14 protein-coding genes and 2 tRNA genes are annotated in these 17,045 nt (G+C 69.1%); 12 read left to right on the top strand and 4 right to left on the bottom strand.

Annotated elements, in window-relative coordinates:
* Positions 1-190 precede the first annotated feature (190 nt).
* The 7 genes from gnd to ACFY5B_RS02005 all read left to right on the top strand — a co-directional run bounded on the left by gnd (position 191) and on the right by ACFY5B_RS02005 (position 8,957).
* Entirely contained in the window at positions 191-1,066 is an 876-nt protein-coding gene (gene gnd, locus ACFY5B_RS02035; RefSeq protein WP_389963149.1) for a phosphogluconate dehydrogenase (NAD(+)-dependent, decarboxylating), read from the top strand.
* A 73-nt stretch (positions 1,067-1,139) separates the two neighbouring features.
* Complete coding sequence (recF, locus tag ACFY5B_RS02030; protein ID WP_352097338.1) at positions 1,140-2,261, top strand: DNA replication/repair protein RecF; 1,122 nt, start codon at positions 1,140-1,142, stop codon at positions 2,259-2,261.
* Entirely contained in the window at positions 2,258-2,824 is a 567-nt protein-coding gene (locus ACFY5B_RS02025) for a DUF721 domain-containing protein (RefSeq protein WP_389963145.1), read from the top strand. Before recF ends, ACFY5B_RS02025 begins: the two co-directional genes overlap by 4 nt.
* A gap of 431 nt (positions 2,825-3,255) precedes the next feature.
* Positions 3,256-5,316, top strand: a complete 2,061-nt coding sequence (gyrB, locus tag ACFY5B_RS02020) for a DNA topoisomerase (ATP-hydrolyzing) subunit B (protein WP_351638148.1) — start codon at positions 3,256-3,258, stop codon at positions 5,314-5,316.
* A gap of 42 nt (positions 5,317-5,358) precedes the next feature.
* A complete protein-coding gene (gyrA, locus tag ACFY5B_RS02015; RefSeq protein ID WP_389963142.1) occupies positions 5,359-7,953 on the top strand; it encodes a DNA gyrase subunit A in 2,595 nt (864 codons plus the stop codon).
* A gap of 19 nt (positions 7,954-7,972) precedes the next feature.
* Positions 7,973-8,770: a DUF3566 domain-containing protein gene (locus tag ACFY5B_RS02010; protein ID WP_389963139.1), complete on the top strand. Its 798-nt coding sequence runs from the start codon at positions 7,973-7,975 to the stop codon at positions 8,768-8,770.
* Between the two features lie 113 nt (positions 8,771-8,883).
* A tRNA-Ile gene (locus ACFY5B_RS02005) sits at positions 8,884-8,957 on the top strand.
* A gap of 179 nt (positions 8,958-9,136) precedes the next feature.
* On the opposite strand, the gene ACFY5B_RS02000 is transcribed toward ACFY5B_RS02005, so the two are convergent.
* Positions 9,137-9,496 carry a DUF6344 domain-containing protein gene (locus ACFY5B_RS02000; protein ID WP_389963136.1) on the bottom strand — a complete coding sequence of 120 codons (360 nt, stop codon included), beginning with the start codon at positions 9,494-9,496 and terminating at the stop codon, positions 9,137-9,139.
* Positions 9,497-9,833: 337 nt separating this feature from the next.
* On the opposite strand from ACFY5B_RS02000, the gene ACFY5B_RS01995 reads away from it, so the two are divergent.
* Together ACFY5B_RS01995 and ACFY5B_RS01990 are read left to right on the top strand one after the other, a co-directional pair.
* Positions 9,834-9,962 (top strand): DLW-39 family protein, encoded by a 129-nt coding sequence (locus ACFY5B_RS01995; protein ID WP_003999697.1) that lies wholly within the window; start codon positions 9,834-9,836, stop codon positions 9,960-9,962.
* Between the two features lie 280 nt (positions 9,963-10,242).
* On the top strand, positions 10,243-11,529 hold the full coding sequence (locus tag ACFY5B_RS01990; RefSeq protein WP_389963133.1) for a hypothetical protein: 1,287 nt from the start codon (positions 10,243-10,245) through the stop codon (positions 11,527-11,529).
* 157 nt (positions 11,530-11,686) lie between these two features.
* On the opposite strand, the gene ACFY5B_RS01985 is transcribed toward ACFY5B_RS01990, so the two are convergent.
* The gene (locus tag ACFY5B_RS01985; RefSeq protein ID WP_389963130.1) at positions 11,687-13,156 is read right to left on the bottom strand and encodes a protein kinase; all 1,470 of its coding nucleotides are present in this window, start codon (positions 13,154-13,156) and stop codon (positions 11,687-11,689) included.
* A gap of 279 nt (positions 13,157-13,435) precedes the next feature.
* Positions 13,436-13,984 carry a DNA-binding protein gene (locus ACFY5B_RS01980; protein WP_030846998.1) on the bottom strand — a complete coding sequence of 183 codons (549 nt, stop codon included), beginning with the start codon at positions 13,982-13,984 and terminating at the stop codon, positions 13,436-13,438.
* A gap of 182 nt (positions 13,985-14,166) precedes the next feature.
* On the opposite strand from ACFY5B_RS01980, the gene ACFY5B_RS01975 reads away from it, so the two are divergent.
* A tRNA-Ala gene (locus ACFY5B_RS01975) sits at positions 14,167-14,239 on the top strand.
* Positions 14,240-14,395: 156 nt separating this feature from the next.
* Here the strand turns inward: ACFY5B_RS01975 and ACFY5B_RS01970 are convergent.
* On the bottom strand, positions 14,396-15,097 hold the full coding sequence (locus ACFY5B_RS01970) for a DUF5324 family protein (RefSeq protein ID WP_389963127.1): 702 nt from the start codon (positions 15,095-15,097) through the stop codon (positions 14,396-14,398).
* Positions 15,098-15,435: 338 nt separating this feature from the next.
* On the opposite strand from ACFY5B_RS01970, the gene ACFY5B_RS01965 reads away from it, so the two are divergent.
* On the top strand, positions 15,436-15,963 hold the full coding sequence (locus ACFY5B_RS01965) for a peptidylprolyl isomerase (RefSeq protein WP_389963124.1): 528 nt from the start codon (positions 15,436-15,438) through the stop codon (positions 15,961-15,963).
* Positions 15,964-16,074: 111 nt separating this feature from the next.
* On the top strand, positions 16,075-16,965 hold the full coding sequence (locus ACFY5B_RS01960) for a rhomboid family intramembrane serine protease (protein ID WP_389963121.1): 891 nt from the start codon (positions 16,075-16,077) through the stop codon (positions 16,963-16,965).
* Positions 16,966-17,045: the final 80 nt, after the last annotated feature.

The following is a 17,045-nucleotide window of genomic DNA, read 5'->3' as shown; positions in this document are numbered from 1 at the left end:
GGAGTCAGGCCGGGGATCAGGGGGTTGTCCACAGGCTGAGGACAACCCCGCAGGTGAGGGCGTACGACTGAGCGCGTATGCCCACAGATGTGCGCGAGCGTCCGGGTTTAGGGTCGGACGCGGGTACGAAAGTGCCTCGCGGTACGCACGTGCCGCCACGCCACGTCGCAGAACCTAAGGAAAACAACTGATGGAGCTCGGTCTCGTCGGCCTCGGCAAGATGGGCGGCAACATGCGCGAGCGGATCCGCCGCGCAGGTCACACCGTCCTCGGATACGACCGCAACCCGGACCTCGCCGATGTCCACAGCCTGGAAGATCTTGTGGGCAAGCTCAGCGGGCCGCGCGTGATCTGGGTGATGGTCCCCGCGGGCGAGGCCACGCAGACCACGATCGCCCGGCTCGCCGAGCTGCTGGAGCCGGGCGACGTGGTCGTGGACGGCGGCAATTCCCGCTGGACCGACGACGTCAAGCATGCCGAGGAGCTGGCGGCCAAGGGCATCGGTTTCGTCGACTGCGGGGTCTCCGGCGGCGTCTGGGGCCTGGAGAACGGCTATGCGCTGATGTACGGCGGCGACAAGGAGCACGTAGCCAAGGTGCAGCCGGTCTTCGACGCCCTCAAGCCGGAGGGCGACTCGGGTTCGGTGCACGCGGGCAAGGTCGGTGCGGGCCACTTCGCGAAGATGGTCCACAACGGCATCGAGTACGCGATGATGCAGGCTTATGCCGAGGGCTGGGAGCTCCTGGAGAAGGTCGATTCCGTGACCGACGTCCGGGAGGTCTTCCGCTCCTGGCAGGAGGGCACGGTCATCCGCTCCTGGCTGCTCGACCTCGCGGTCAACGCGCTCGACGAGGACGAGCACCTGGACGAGCTGCGGGGTTATGCACAGGACTCCGGCGAGGGACGCTGGACTGTGGAGGCCGCCATCGACAACGCGGTGCCGCTGCCGGCGATCACCGCGTCGCTGTTCGCGCGGTTCGCCTCCCGCCAGGAGGACTCGCCCCAGATGAAGATGATCGCGGCGCTGCGGAATCAGTTCGGCGGCCACGCGGTCGAGAAGAAGTAGTCCAGACGAGAAGAAGTAGTCCACAGGGCTGCACGGCAGTCCACAACCGTCCGGGGAGGTCGGCGAAACGACCATGCACGTCACGCATCTGTCGCTGGCCGACTTCCGCTCGTACCCCCGGGTCGAGGTCCCGCTCGACCCCGGGGTGACGGCCTTCGTCGGGCCGAACGGGCAGGGCAAGACCAACCTCGTCGAGGCCGTCGGCTATCTCGCCACCCTCGGCAGTCACCGGGTCTCCTCCGACGCCCCCCTGGTGCGCATGGGCGCCGAGCGCGCGATCATCCGGGCCCAGGTCCGGCAGGGCGAGCGGCAGCAGCTGGTCGAGCTGGAGCTGAACCCGGGGCGAGCCAACCGGGCCCGCATCAACAGGTCGTCGCAGGTCAGGCCGCGTGACGTGCTGGGGATCGTACGGACCGTGCTGTTCGCACCCGAGGATCTCGCGCTGGTCAAGGGCGACCCCGGTGAGCGGCGCCGTTTCCTCGACGAGCTGATCACCGCGCGGTCTCCGCGGATGGCCGGGGTCCGTTCCGACTACGACCGGGTCCTCAAGCAGCGCAACACCCTGCTGAAGTCGGCCGCGCTGGCCCGCAGGCACGGCGGTCGCACGATGGACATGTCCACTCTGGACGTGTGGGACCAGCATCTCGCGCGCGCGGGAGCCGAGTTGCTCGCCCAGCGGCTGGACCTGATCGCGACGATCCAGCCGCTGGCCGACAAGGCCTACGAGCAACTCGCGCCCGGCGGCGGCCCGATCGCGCTGGAGTACAAGCCGTCCGCGCCCGGTGAGGCGCACACCCGCGAGGACCTCTTCGAGCAGCTGATGGCGGCGCTGGCCGAGGCCCGCAAGCAGGAGATCGAGCGCGGTGTCACCCTGATCGGCCCGCACCGGGACGACCTGCAGCTCAAGCTCGGCCAGCTTCCCGCCAAGGGCTACGCCTCCCACGGCGAGTCCTGGTCCTACGCGCTGGCGTTGCGCCTGGCCTCGTACGACCTGCTGAGAGCGGAGGGCAACGAGCCGGTGCTGGTGCTCGACGACGTCTTCGCCGAGCTGGACACCCGTCGCCGTGAGCGCCTGGCGGAACTGGTCGCGCCGGGCGAGCAGGTCCTGGTGACGGCCGCGGTCGACGACGACGTACCGCATGTGCTGTCCGGGACGCGGTTCGCCGTGTCCGAGGGGGCGGTGGAACGCGTATGACGGAGAACACACCCGGCGGGACCCCGAGTCCCTCTCAGGGCTCCGGCGGGGCGCCGAAGCCTCCCGAGCCGTCCGGTGTCGACCTCGCGCGCGTGGCGCTGCGCGCAGCCAAGGACGCCGCACGCGCGCGGGGGGACGCGGCGCAGCAGAAGAAGCAGGCGCGCCGCGGCGGTCTGCGCTCCGGCGCGCGCGCCGACGGACGCGACCCCATGGCGCTCGGGTCCGCGATCAACCGGCTGATCACCGAACGCGGCTGGGAGGCGCCGGCCGCCGTGGGCGGGGTGATGGGCCGCTGGCCGCAGATCGTCGGCGAGGACGTGGCCAAGCACTGTGTGCCGGAGAAGTACGACGAGGACGAGCGTGTGCTGACCGTGCGCTGTGACTCGACGGCCTGGGCGACGAACCTCCGGCTGCTCGCGCCCACGCTGGTCGCGCGTTTGAACGAGGACCTGGGCCACGGCCGGGTGAAGCTGATCAAGGTGCAGGGCCCCGGCGGCCCCGCCCGCCGCTACGGCCCGTTGCGCGCCCCCGGCAGCACCGGTCCGGGCGACACCTACGGCTGATCGGCACCGGTTTCCCACCCGTCGACAGCACGTGACTGACATCACATCAAGGGCTTCCGGCGGCTCTTCCGGAGCGCCGGAGGCAACTCTGTCGTGTGCCCGCACACGGTTGCGAATCACGACCTGACTCCGAAGTAGCCAAGGGTTGACGGCCGGAAGCGCTGAGTGCCTCCGTGAGCCTCTTGGAGCCCCCATCCGCATATCGGGAGTCGGGCGAGACCCATCGAGGGCGGCACATGCGGACTCAGGTACCGGCAAACCCCCATCAGTGTCAGTGCTACCGGTAGACTGGAAGCAATCCCGCCCCACTCGTGGGGACCGTCCGGGAAAAGCTGAGCAACGCTGATCAAGGCTTACCAACGCAACATGCCGCAGCCGCTCCGGCAACCCGCCGACGAGCCTGGCTCGTGCTGTGCCAGAAAGGGCGCTTCGTGGCCGATTCCGGCAACCCCAACGAGAACATTCCGTCCACCGACGAAGGCGTGAGCAGCGAGGCGATCACCTCCCACAGCGAGGTCACCGCCTCGTACGACGCCAGTGCCATCACCGTCCTCGAGGGTCTGGACGCGGTCCGCAAGCGACCCGGCATGTACATCGGCTCGACCGGTGAGCGCGGCCTGCACCACCTGGTGCAGGAGGTCGTCGACAACTCCGTCGACGAGGCCCTCGCCGGTCACGCGGACACGATCGACGTCACGATCCTCGCCGACGGTGGCGTGCGCGTCGTGGACAACGGCCGTGGCATCCCGGTCGGCATCGTCCCCTCCGAGGGCAAGCCGGCCGTCGAGGTCGTGCTGACCGTGCTGCACGCGGGCGGAAAGTTCGGCGGCGGCGGCTACGCGGTCTCCGGCGGTCTGCACGGTGTGGGTGTCTCCGTCGTGAACGCCCTGTCGACCAAGGTGTCCGTCGAGATCAAGACCGACGGCTACCGCTGGACCCAGGACTACAAGCTGGGCGTCCCGACGGCCCCGCTCGCCCAGCACGAGGCCACGGACGAGCACGGCACCACGGTCGTCTTCTGGGCCGACCCGGACATCTTCGAGACCACCGACTACTCCTTCGAGACGCTGTCGCGGCGTTTCCAGGAGATGGCGTTCCTCAACAAGGGTCTGCGGATCAACCTCACCGACGAGCGCGAGTCGGCGAAGGCCACTGCCGGTGCGGACGAGGCGGGCGAGGACGAGAAGCACGAGGTCAAGAGCGTCTCGTACCACTACGAGGGCGGCATCGTCGACTTCGTGAAGTACCTCAACTCCCGCAAGGGAGACCTGGTGCACCCCACCGTCATCGACCTCGAGGCGGAGGACAAGGACCGGAGCCTGTCCCTCGAACTCGCGATGCAGTGGAACGGCGGCTACAGCGAGGGCGTGTACTCGTTCGCCAACATCATCCACACGCACGAGGGCGGTACGCACGAAGAGGGTTTCCGCGCCGCGCTGACCTCGCTGATCAACAAGTACGCGCGCGACAAGAGGCTGCTGCGCGAGAAGGACGACAACCTCACGGGCGACGACATCCGCGAGGGTCTGACGGCGATCATCTCGGTCAAGCTGAGCGAGCCGCAGTTCGAGGGCCAGACGAAGACCAAGCTGGGCAACACCGAGGTCAAGACCTTCGTGCAGAAGGTCGTCTACGAGCACCTCACGGACTGGCTGGACCGGAACCCCAACGAGGCCGCGGACATCATCCGCAAGGGCATCCAGGCGGCCACCGCGCGCGTGGCGGCCCGCAAGGCCCGTGACCTCACCCGCCGCAAGGGACTGCTGGAGACCGCGTCCCTGCCGGGCAAGCTCTCCGACTGCCAGTCGAACGATCCCACCAAGTGCGAGATCTTCATCGTCGAGGGTGACTCCGCCGGCGGCTCGGCCAAGTCCGGCCGCAACCCGCAGTACCAGGCGATCCTCCCGATCCGCGGCAAGATCCTGAACGTCGAGAAGGCGCGGATCGACAAGATCCTGCAGAACCAGGAGATCCAGGCGCTGATCTCGGCCTTCGGCACCGGAGTCCACGAGGACTTCGACATCGAGAAGCTGCGCTATCACAAGATCATCCTGATGGCCGACGCCGACGTCGACGGCCAGCACATCAACACCCTGCTGCTGACCTTCCTGTTCCGCTTCATGCGGCCCCTGGTCGAGGCCGGACACGTGTACCTCTCCCGCCCGCCGCTCTACAAGATCAAGTGGGGCAAGGACGACTTCGAGTACGCGTACTCCGACCGCGAGCGCGACGCCCTGATCGAGATGGGCCGCAACGCGGGCAAGCGCATCAAGGACGACTCGGTGCAGCGCTTCAAGGGTCTCGGTGAGATGAACGCCGAGGAACTGCGCATCACGACCATGGACCAGGAGCACCGCGTCCTCGGCCAGGTCACCCTCGACGACGCCGCCCAGGCCGACGACCTGTTCTCGGTCCTCATGGGCGAGGACGTGGAGGCCCGCCGCGCGTTCATCCAGCGCAACGCCAAGGACGTCCGCTTCCTCGACATCTGAGTCGGTCTCAGCTGACCGCACCCGGAAGGATTTTCACCAGCAATGACCGACGAGAACACTCCCGTGACGACGCCCGAGGGTGACGCCCTGGCCATGCGCGTCGAGCCCGTCGGGCTCGAGACGGAGATGCAGCGCTCGTACCTCGACTACGCGATGTCCGTCATCGTCTCGCGTGCGCTGCCGGACGTCCGCGACGGCCTCAAGCCCGTCCACCGCCGTGTGCTGTACGCCATGTACGACGGCGGCTACCGCCCCGAGCGCGGCTTCTACAAGTGCGCCCGCGTCGTCGGCGACGTCATGGGCAACTACCACCCGCACGGCGACTCCTCCATCTACGACGCGCTCGTGCGCCTCGCCCAGCCCTGGTCGATGCGCATGCCGCTCGTCGACTCCAACGGCAACTTCGGTTCCCCGGGCAACGACCCGGCCGCGGCCATGCGGTACACCGAGTGCAAGATGGCGCCGCTGTCGATGGAGATGGTCCGTGACATCGACGAGGAGACCGTCGACTTCACGGACAACTACGACGGCCGCTCCCAGGAGCCGACCGTCCTGCCGGCCCGCTTCCCGAACCTGCTGATCAACGGCTCGGCCGGTATCGCGGTCGGTATGGCGACCAACATCCCGCCGCACAACCTGCGCGAGGTCGCCGCCGGCGCCCAGTGGTACCTGGAGAACCCCGAGGCCTCGCACGAGGAGCTGCTCGACGCGCTCATCGAGCGCATCAAGGGCCCGGACTTCCCGACCGGCGCGCTCGTCGTCGGCCGCCGGGGCATCGAGGAGGCGTACCGCACCGGTCGCGGCTCCATCACCATGCGTGCGGTCGTCGAGGTCGAGGAGATCCAGAACCGCCAGTGCCTGGTGGTCACGGAGCTGCCGTACCAGGTGAACCCCGACAACCTCGCCCAGAAGATCGCCGACCTGGTGAAGGACGGCAAGATCGGCGGCATCGCGGACGTCCGCGACGAGACCTCCTCGCGCACGGGCCAGCGCCTGGTCATCGTGCTGAAGCGGGACGCGGTCGCCAAGGTCGTGCTGAACAACCTGTACAAGCACACCGACCTGCAGACCAACTTCGGCGCCAACATGCTGGCCCTGGTCGACGGCGTGCCGCGCACGCTCTCCCTGGACGCGTTCATCCGCCACTGGGTGACGCACCAGATCGAGGTCATCGTCCGCCGTACGCGCTTCCGGCTGCGCAAGGCCGAGGAGCGGGCGCACATCCTGCGCGGTCTGCTGAAGGCCCTGGACGCCATCGACGAGGTCATCGCGCTGATCCGGCGCAGCGACACCGTCGAGATCGCCCGCGGCGGCCTGATGGACCTGCTGACGATCGACGAGATCCAGGCCAACGCCATCCTCGAGATGCAGCTGCGCCGACTGGCCGCCCTGGAGCGCCAGAAGATCGTCCAGGAGCACGACGAGCTCCAGGCGAAGATCAACGAGTACAACGAGATCCTGGCCTCCCCGGTCCGCCAGCGCGGCATCGTCAGCGCGGAGCTGGCCGCGATCGTCGAGAAGTTCGGCGACGACCGCAAGACGACGCTGATCCCCTACGAGGGCGACATGTCCATCGAGGACCTGATCGCCGAGGAGGACATCGTCGTCACGGTCACCCGGGGCGGCTACATCAAGCGCACCAAGACCGACGACTACCGCGCCCAGAAGCGCGGCGGCAAGGGCGTGCGCGGCACGAAGCTCAAGGAAGACGACATCGTCGACCACTTCTTCGTGTCCACCACGCACCACTGGCTGCTGTTCTTCACCAACAAGGGCCGGGTCTACCGGGTCAAGGGCTACGAGCTGCCGGACGCCGGCCGGGACGCGCGCGGTCAGCACGTCGCCAACCTGCTCGCCTTCCAGCCGGACGAGGCGATCGCCGAGATCCTGGCGATCCGCGACTACGAGGCGGTTCCCTACCTCGTTCTGGCCACCAAGGCCGGACTTGTGAAGAAGACGCCTCTGAAGGATTACGATTCGCCCCGTTCCGGCGGTGTGATCGCCATCAACCTCCGCTCGATGGAGGACGGCTCCGACGACGAACTGATCGGTGCCGAGCTCGTTTCGTCGGACGACGATCTGCTTCTGATCAGCAAGAAGGCGCAGTCGATCAGGTTCACCGCATCGGACGACACCCTGCGGCCCATGGGCCGTGCCACCTCGGGCGTCAAGGGCATGAGCTTCCGCGAAGGCGACGAGCTGCTCTCGATGAATGTTGTTCGACCCGGTACGTTCGTGTTCACTGCCACAGACGGCGGGTACGCGAAGCGGACCGCCGTCGACGAGTACCGCGTCCAGGGTCGCGGCGGCCTCGGCATCAAGGCTGCCAAGATCGTCGAGGACCGTGGGTCCCTCGTCGGCGCGCTGGTGGTCGAGGAGACCGACGAGATCCTCGCCATCACGCTGTCGGGCGGTGTGATTCGTACGCGGGTCAACGAGATCAGGGAAACCGGCCGTGACACCATGGGCGTCCAACTGATCAATCTGGGCAAGCGCGATGCCGTCGTGGGCATCGCTCGCAACGCCGAGGCGGGGCGCGAGGCGGAGGAGGTCGACGGCGATGTGGTCGTCGACGAGACCGCTGAGGACGCCGTGACCACCGGCACGGACGAGGGTGAGGCGCCCTCGGCCGAGTAGGCACGAGGAGTGAGTCAGCGTGAGCGGAGCCACGGGCGCCGGACCGGCCGGAACCTCGAGGGGTACGGAAGCGGACGACGGCGGCCGTGGCTCCGCCGCGCGTGCGGCGGACCCGCACACGACCAACCTGAAGGCGATCAAGTCCCCGACCAAGGACGAGCCGTCGCCGGACGTGCATGGATCACAGGGGGGAACTGTGACGGACACCCGAGGTCCGCAGACCAAGCAGGCCAAGGGCGATGCGGGTTCGTCCGCCTCCGGAGGGCAGCCGCAGCCGGCCGGGCAGGAGCCGGGCACGGCCTCGCCCCTGCCCGGGGAGCGGCAGACGAAGCAGCAGGCCGGGCCGTACCACCCGCCGCAGGCCTACCCGGCACAGCAGCAGGCGGCGGCCGGGGACGGCCCCGATGCCGTACGGCGTCCCCGCACAGGGGTGCGTACCACTCCGCGCGTCCGCAAGGCGCGGCTGCGGGTGGCCAAGGCCGACCCGTGGTCGGTGATGAAGGTCAGCTTCCTGCTCTCCATCGCCTTGGGCATCTGCACGATCGTCGCGGCCGCCGTGCTGTGGATGGTCATGGACGCGATGGGCGTGTTCTCGACGGTCGGCGGCACGATCTCCGAGGCCACCGGCTCGAACGAGTCCAACGGCTTTGACCTGCAGGCTTTCCTGTCGCTGCCCAACGTCCTGATGTTCACGTCGGTCATCGCGGTCATCGACGTGGTCCTGGCGACCGCCCTCGCGACGCTCGGCGCGTTCATCTACAACCTGTCCGCGGGCTTCGTGGGCGGCGTGGAGCTGACGCTCGCCGAGGACGAGTGACGTCACCTTCGTCGTTGTCCTGACGGTGGCCCGACAACCGATTTTGGGACTTCCCATGTCGTGCGCTAATCTTCAGGAGTCAGCGCGCGGGACACACCCCCGCAAAGCGCGGCGGGGCTATAGCTCAGTTGGTTAGAGCGCATCCCTGATAAGGATGAGGCCACAGGTTCAAATCCTGTTAGCCCCACAGCGAAAGACCCTCAGTCGAATGCGGCTGGGGGTCTTTGTCGTCTATTGGCTTCGGCGGCCGGGGCGAGGCAGGCCCCGCCCTGAAGTCGGGGCCGTCGGGTCGGGGCATGCGTAAGCCCGGCCGCTCTGCCGAGCTGCCGGGCTTTGTACGCAGATCGCTTGGTGTCGTTCCGGGGGTCAGCGCTGGAGGGGCGTGAGATGGTCCGCCTCGGGATCGGGGTCCTCGTCGGTGCAGTGGGTGCCGGGGGAGGACGCCGTGTCCGCGGGCGAGCGGTGCCGGCAGCGGGGGGTCTTGCCGTGGGCCTCGGCGCGGATGCGCTGCTTCATAGTGGGGGGCAGGGCCTTCGGAGAGGACCGGGAAAACGTCGTCGGTGCCGTCCGCTGCTGCGGGATGCTCGCGCCGTTGCTGTTGCTCTTCTGCTCGGTCTGCGGTACGGCCGCGGCGGCGGTCGTGGTGACGAGTCCGAGCGCCGTGCACAGCGCGAGGAAGGCGGTGACGATGGTGGTCCACAGCTTCATGACCTTGTTCCGGGCCATGGCCCCTCACTTTCGGGTCGGGCGATTTGCGTACTTTCCTCATCATGTGTATGGGGGTCGAGAAGTGGTGGACCTTCGCCCGTGGCGCGTCGATGTTCCGATGAACACCACCCGTATGGGCGCAAGGGGGGTGAAAAGGTGAGGAGAGGGTCGAAGACGGGTCAAAGTCACCGTCCGTCAGGGTGTGATCACCCTCCGATCGGAGCGGTGTACTCCGCTTCTATCCCGTTTCCCGAGAGGGGAGTTGAGGGCCGACTCAGGTCACCGATCGGTATCGGCCGGTGTGTATAGTCGGGCGCCAGAGGTCCCCTACGTCAAGGAAAGACGAGGTCGCGCGGTGAAGAAGCTTCTCCTGGTCGCACTGGCCGCCATCGGCGGGCTCCTCGTGTACCGCCAGATCCAGGCGGATCGCGCCGAGCAGGATCTGTGGACGGAGGCGACTGACTCCGTTCCCACGGGTTCGTGAGTCACGACATCCCAGACCGAGCACACCCCGGCCGCCTCGCGGTCGGGGTTTTGTGTGCCGAGGGCCGGTCGTGACGCCGGCCGGCGCGGCAGGATGGGCCACGGATCACGGCTCTGCGGTCCGGCGACGGTGAGCGTCCGGCGACGGTGTGCGGGGTCCGGCGACGGTGTGGGGTCCGGCCAACGGGGTGCGGTTCGGCGACAGTGAGGGGTGGCGCGTGAGGGGACGGTGCCGTACGGCGTGGCGGCGACGCGCGGGGGCGCGGCGCGGACGTCCGGCCATGGCCGTGCGCGTCGGCGCCGCTGCGGTGATCCTGGGGACGACAGCGGCCGTGGTGCCGGCGCGGGCCTCCGCCGCCGCGGGGCAAATCTCCGGCACACCGAGCCCATACGCCTTCACCCACGGCGCGCAGCACGTCCAGGGAGCGAGGAGCACCGGGGACGCCGAACTCCTGAAGCCCGGCGAGGCCTACAAGAGCTCCCTGCCGGGCAACGGCAAGGTCAACTACCGCCTCGACCTCGACGCCACGTCCAACGCGTACGTCTCCGTCACCGCCGTCCCCTCCCCCGACAGCACCGTCTCCGTCATCGACGGGGTCAAGGTGACCGTGCAGGACGCCGAGGGCAACACCTGCTCCGTCGACAACACGAGCTTCGGGGCCGCTCGCAGCCCCCATCCCGTCGCGGCGTGGGGCATGCGCGAGATCTCGCCCAACCGCCCGCTGTGCAAGAAGCCAGGTGCGTACTACGTGTCCGTCGAGCGCGTCGACCCCCAGGGCGAGGGCTCCTCACCGGACGTCTGGGACCTGGAACTCGTCGCCATGACGGAACCGCGGACGGTGCGGACCGGGGCGACCAGCGCACCCGACGTGTGGAACTCCGCCACGCCCCAGCCGCTCCAGGGCGAGGCCGAGCACCGCAAGGGCGGCGCGGGGTTCACCGGGGCGACCCCCCTCGACCAGGGAGTCTGGCGGGACGACATCCGGCCCGGCCAGACCCTCTTCTACGAGGTGCCGGTCGACTGGGGACAGCAGATCTCCGCCACCGCGGACCTCGGCAGCTCGGGCACCAGCGCCACCGGCTACACGTCCGACGCGCTGGATTTGACCCTCTACAACCCCGCACGCGGTGAGGTCGCCGACGTGGGCGTCGGCTACAACGGCGGCCAGAATTCCAGAAGCCTGCCTCCCCTGCCACCGGTCGACCACGCCAACCGCTACTCCGCCGCCGCGCAGGTGAGCGCGATGCGCTTCGCCGGCTCCTACTACCTCGTCGCCCACCTCTCGGAGGGCGTCGCCGACGCCTTCGGCGACGGGCCGTTCAAGATGACGCTGCGCGTGACGGTGAGCGGGGAGCCGCGGGGCGGCCCCGAGTACGCGGGGGAGTCCGTGCCGAAGGATGTCTTCGAGGTCTCGGACGAGGACCGGGAGGCGGCCGCGGAAGGCGTGGCCGCGGGCGATGACACCGCCATGAGGGCGCTCGCCGTGGGCGGCATCGGCACCGGGAGCGCACTGCTCGTGGGACTCGGGGTGTGGAGCCTTGTGGCCCGACGCAGGAGCGTCGCGTAAGGGAGCGCCGACGGGCCCCCGGGGCTGTCGGCCGACCGATCGCTCCGATGCAGCTCAGGGCTGTCCCATCGCACCGATGCAGGCCTGGACTGCCCGATGGCTCAGATGCAGGCCAGGGCCGCTCGATAGCCCCGATGCGGCCAGTGCTGCCGATCGCTCAGATGCGGGTCAACGCCCAGAAGCCCACGGCGTAGCAGGCCAGCGCGAGGAGCAGCAGCGGTACCGCCACCTTGGCCGGAGGCCCCGGCCGGGACGGCCGGTGTGCCCGGTGCCGGGAGGGGGTCTGACCGCTCGGCGGGGCCGTCGGTGTCCGGGCGGTGTACGAGGCTGTGGAGGCCTCCGTGCGGTAGTGCTCCGCGGGGGGCAGGGGAGGGCCGGAGTACACCGGGGGGAGTGGCTGTGCGGAGGACAGCCGGTGTGTGGGGTCGTAGGAGGAGACGGGTGCCTGCCGGTGCGGGGCGTGGACCGGGGAGGGCTGGGACGGCCCGGCCGTGGGAGACGAGGTGGCGGTGGGCTGTGGCGGCGGCAGATGGAAGCTGCCGGTGTCCGACATGGAGGGCGGCCGCGCCGGGTCGGCGGTGTGCCGCGGATCGGACGACACCGACGGTGCGCGTTGCCGGTGGGGCTCGGAATGCTGCCCGCCCGGGGCCGGCAGCCCGCCCTCGTCGTGCCCGTGCCGAGACTGCTCCCCGCTCGTCCCCGAGTGGTCGGACGGCTCCTCCCTCGGGCCCAGCCCCTTCGCTCTCTCCAACGGCCCCTCGGGCGCGAACCCCCTCGGCAGCGGGCCCAGTTGGTCGAAGATCTCGATCAGCTCGTCGTCCGGGCCGGGCTCCGGAAGCAGCTCCACGGCGGCGGCGAGTGCCTTGCGCGCACCCGTGGCCGTACGGAACCGCGCCTCCGGATCCGGCTGGAGCAGCATGGCCACCACCTGCCACAGCGGCTCAGGAATGCCCTTCGGTGCGCCGGGCGTCCCGTGCTCGGCGAAATACTGGATGAGCGCCTTGCTGTCCGGCTTGGCGCCCTCCAGCAGGTACAGCGCGACCAGTCCCACGGCGAACAGGTCGGCGGGAAAGTCCGGTTCGGCGCCCATCATCTGCTCGGGCGCGAGATAACCGGGCGTCCCCACCACGAGGTTGGTCTCGGTCAGTCGGGGCTCGCCCAGCCGCATCGCGATGCCGAAGTCGGACAGCCGCAGCCGCGGCCGGCCCGTGCCGGTGGCCTCCAGCAGCACATTGGCGGGTTTCACATCACGGTGGACCACGTCCTCCGCGTGCACCGCGGACAGGCCCGACAGCAGCTGGTCGAGCAGCGTGCAGACGAATGCCGGCGGGAGGGGGCCGTAGTCCCCGACGAGGTGCACGAGGGATCCGCCCGCGACCAGGTCCATGGTGAACAGGACCTTGTCGTCGTCGGCGGCCCAGCTGGTCGGGGCGAGCACATGCGGGTGGTCGATCCGCAGAGCCTGTTCCCGCACGAAGCGCAGCAGTGAGTGCGCGTCGCTCTGGAGCAGGACCTTGGCGGCCACATAGCGACGGCGGCGGTGGTCCCAGGCACGCCAGACGGCACCGACCCCTCCGCGTCCGATCGGGTCGACCAGTTCGTACCGGCCGGCGAAGACCTCACCCATGGCTGTACGTCGCTCCTCCCCCTGCGGCTTCCCCCCTTGCTTCCCCCTCGGCGAGCACTACGACTCCCCGACAGGTGAAACGACTCCCCCGAAACCCAGCTCCCCCCGAAACCCAGCTCCCCCGAGCCCCCCGGCTCCCCCGATGAGTGATACATCCCCCTCGCGTCGACCGGTCCCCCGTACGGAACACGCCCCCTCGTGCCCGTCCGACCGCGACGTGTCCCCCGTCACCTCACCCACGCCCGCTGCCGAACCCCCTTCGGCGGCCGGGCGGTGGGATCAGCTCTGGTGGGACTGGTAGTGCGAGACCGCGTCCGAGGTGCGGCCGGCCCCGTAGACCCGGAGGAACTCTGCCAGCTCCGGATGGGTCGGGGCGAGGGTGTCGGCGGCGTCGATGATGTCGCCCGCCGCCGCGACCGACCGCAGCAGCGACTGGATCTCGCGCACGACGCGCTTGACCGTGGGCGCCCCCGAACTGCTCGTCGTCTGCGTGGTGTTGCTCAGCACCGAGCCCCCCTGTGACTTCTTGATCTCCTCCATCCGCTCGGTGGCCTCGGCCGCACTCACGCTGCCGTCCGCGACCTGCCCCGCCAGGTCCTGCAGCAGCTGAACCCGCTGCACCACGGCGGGATTGCCGATCTTCGCGCGCTGACCGCTCATCAGCTGCGACAGCATCGGTGCGGACAGTCCCAGAACCCCCGCGAGACGAGCCTGGTTGAGACCAAGATCGTCGATGAGCCTACGGAAGAGCGCCCCCAGTGGCTCCCCGTACCAGTTCCGCTGCAGTTCCCGCGCTCTTGCGGTCGCTTCCTGCTGTGCGGCGTCCATTGCGTCTCCCCATCGCTTCCCCATGTACGGCGGTTCGCGGTAGCGAACCACGCCGAGCATCTTACGGAGAGTGGTCGACGACGGGGACCCCCAATCTTTTTGCGGAACCACGGGGGTGACCCGGTACTCTGGTCTCCGACGCCCGCCGGGACAAGGTTTTCCCCGGCCGGACGTCCCCTTCCGGGGCCTTAGCTCAGTTGGTAGAGCGCTGTCTTTGCATGGCAGATGTCAGGGGTTCGACTCCCCTAGGCTCCACTCTGAGAACGCCCTCCGAACTGCGGAAACGTGGTTTCGGAGGGCGTTTCTGCGTGCCCGGGCCGATACCGGGAGCACGTGTTTCACGTGAAACAGCCCGGCGGGGCGGGAGACCCTCAAGTCTCCCGCCCCGCCGGGCTGTTGGATCCGGCGCCCTCAGGAACGGTCGTCGCGGCGGGCGGCCTCGTCCTCGGCCTGCTTGGCTTCGACCTCCGGGTCCAGGACCGACGGGCCGGTGCCGTCCACGGACGACAGGCGCCCCGACTCGGGGACCTCCGTCGCGGCCGGCGGCTCCACCAGCCAGTCCGGATTGGCCTGCTTGTCCCACCACTTCCACGCGGCGAAAGCACCGCCCGCGACCGCACCCAGGATCACCAGCGTCTTCGCGGCCTTACCGGCCTTGGCCCGCCGTTCGTGCTTGCGGACCAGCTTCTGGATCTCCTTGGGTGAGACCTGCCCGCGCAGCGCGGACATGGCGGCCATGCTCCGGGCCGCGGCCTCGGTCGTGACAGGCACGGCCGCAGCCACCGCCTGCTCGATCCTCGGTCGCGAGTACTCCGCCGCCTGGCGGGCAGCCTTGCGAGTACGTTCGGCGGCTTCCTGGGCGGCCTGGTCGACCTTCGGCGGCACATGCGTGCGGGCCTGCTCCAGATACGGCTGCACATGGGTGCCGTACTGGACGCGCGCCTGCCCTGCGGCCTGCGTCACCTTGGGCGCTAGCCGTACGCGTGCCTCGTGTGCGTAGTGCGCGGCCCTGTCCTTGGCCGTGTCGGCGTAGGGCGCCACCACTTCCGCGGCGTGCAGCACGCTGTCCTTCGCCGAACCAGTCGCGGCGCGCACGCTGTCGATGCGGGTCACGGGTTCCTCCTCCTCGGTGGCGTACGGTATTTCGACTTTCCACCCTTTTACGGATCATGCCTCCCGGCGCACGACCAGGCATGCGCGGAAGAGCATCCGGGTCACGAGAACCGGCATCCGGAGCCGATCACGTGCGATAGCGGGATGAATAGGGGACAACAGGAGCTTGTCGTCGACAATGCCACGGATCGCTGCCGAGCGCCCCCGCCCCGGGGCTACTCGACTGGTTTTCTGTGAACGCCGCCGAGGGTTTCCCCCCGCTGCACCCAGGCCGGGCGACGCGGCGGCCCGTCCGTGCGAGGATCAGGGAGTCACGGAAAGACAACGGAAGGCACATCGTGGCCGAGCAGCTCTACGCCACCCTGAAGACCAATCACGGCGACATCGAAGTCCGGCTCCTGCCGAACCACGCGCCCAAGACGGTCAAGAACTTCGTCGAGCTCGCCCAGGGCGAGCGGGAGTGGACCCACCCGGAGACCGGCGCGAAGACCACGGACAGGCTCTACGACGGCACGGTCTTCCACCGGGTGATCAGTGGCTTCATGATCCAGGGCGGCGACCCGCTGGGCAACGGCACCGGCGGCCCCGGCTACCAGTTCGAGGACGAGTTCCACCCCGACCTGCGCTTCGACAAGCCCTACGTGCTGGCGATGGCCAACGCCGGCCCGGGCACCAACGGCTCGCAGTTCTTCATCACCGTCTCCCCGACGGCATGGCTGAACCGCAAGCACACCATCTTCGGCGACGTCACCGACGCGGCGAGCCAGAAGGTCGTCGACACCATCGCCACCGCCCAGACGAACCCGCGCACCGACCGGCCGCTCAACGACGTGATCATCGAGTCGGTCGTCATCGAAACCCGCTGAGCGCGAAGGCTTCCACCGGGAACCGCGCGAGGCTCCCGCAGGGAACCAATCGCCCCGCTCATCCGTAAGGATGAGCGGGGCGGGCTTTTCTCACACGACCTAGGGGAGACCATGGACGACCAGGCTGCGGGCAGCCCGCAGGACGCCCACAGCGTCCCCATGTGCTACCGCCACCCGGACCGCGAGACCGGCATCCGCTGCACGCGCTGCGAGCGACCGATCTGCCCCGAGTGCATGGTCAACGCCTCTGTCGGCTTCCAGTGCCCCGAGTGCGTCCGCACCGGCTCCGGCACGGGCCACTCGCCCACGGCCGCGCTGCCCCGGACGATCGCGGGCGGCTCGATCGCCGCCGATCCCCGACTGCTGACCAAGATCCTCATCGGCATCAACCTGGCCGTGTTCATCGCCGTCCAGGTCCACGAGTCGCTGCTGAACGACATCGTCCTGCTCGGCGCCTGGCCACCGGCGCCCTTCACGCCCACACAGGGCGTGGCAGGAGGCGAGTGGTACCGCATGGTGACGTCGACGTTCACGCACCAGGAGATCTGGCACATCGCGTTCAACATGCTCAGCCTCTGGTGGCTCGGCGGCCCGCTCGAGGCGGCCCTGGGCCGCGCCCGCTATCTGGCGCTCTATTTCATCTCCGGCCTCGCGGGCAGCGCGCTGGCCTACCTGCTGGCGTCCCCGACCACGGCGACCCTGGGCGCCTCGGGCGCGATCTTCGGCCTCTTCGGCGCGACAGCCGTACTGATGCGCCGGCTCAACTACGACATGCGGCCGATCATCGCGCTGCTGGTGATCAACCTGATCTTCACCTTCAGCCCCGGCTTCAACATCTCCTGGCAGGCCCACATCGGGGGTCTGGTCGCCGGTGTCGTCGTCGGATACGCCATGGTCCACGCCCCGCGCGAGCGCCGGGCGATCGTGCAGTACGGCACCTGCGCCCTGGTCCTGGGCGTGGTCGTGCTCATGACCGTTCTGAGGACGGCGCAGCTCGCCTGAGCAGGCGTTGTCCACAGCGGGTGCCGGATCTTGTGCATACGGTGCGGGAACACATGTGCCCCCTGTCACCGACCTGCGTA

Origin of the sequence: Streptomyces sp. NPDC013187, from assembly GCF_042899705.1 — a bacterium.
GTDB lineage: Bacteria > Actinomycetota > Actinomycetes > Streptomycetales > Streptomycetaceae > Streptomyces > Streptomyces hawaiiensis_A.
Note: the sequence above shows the minus strand (reverse complement) of the source record. Positions and strands in the feature narration are given on the sequence as shown.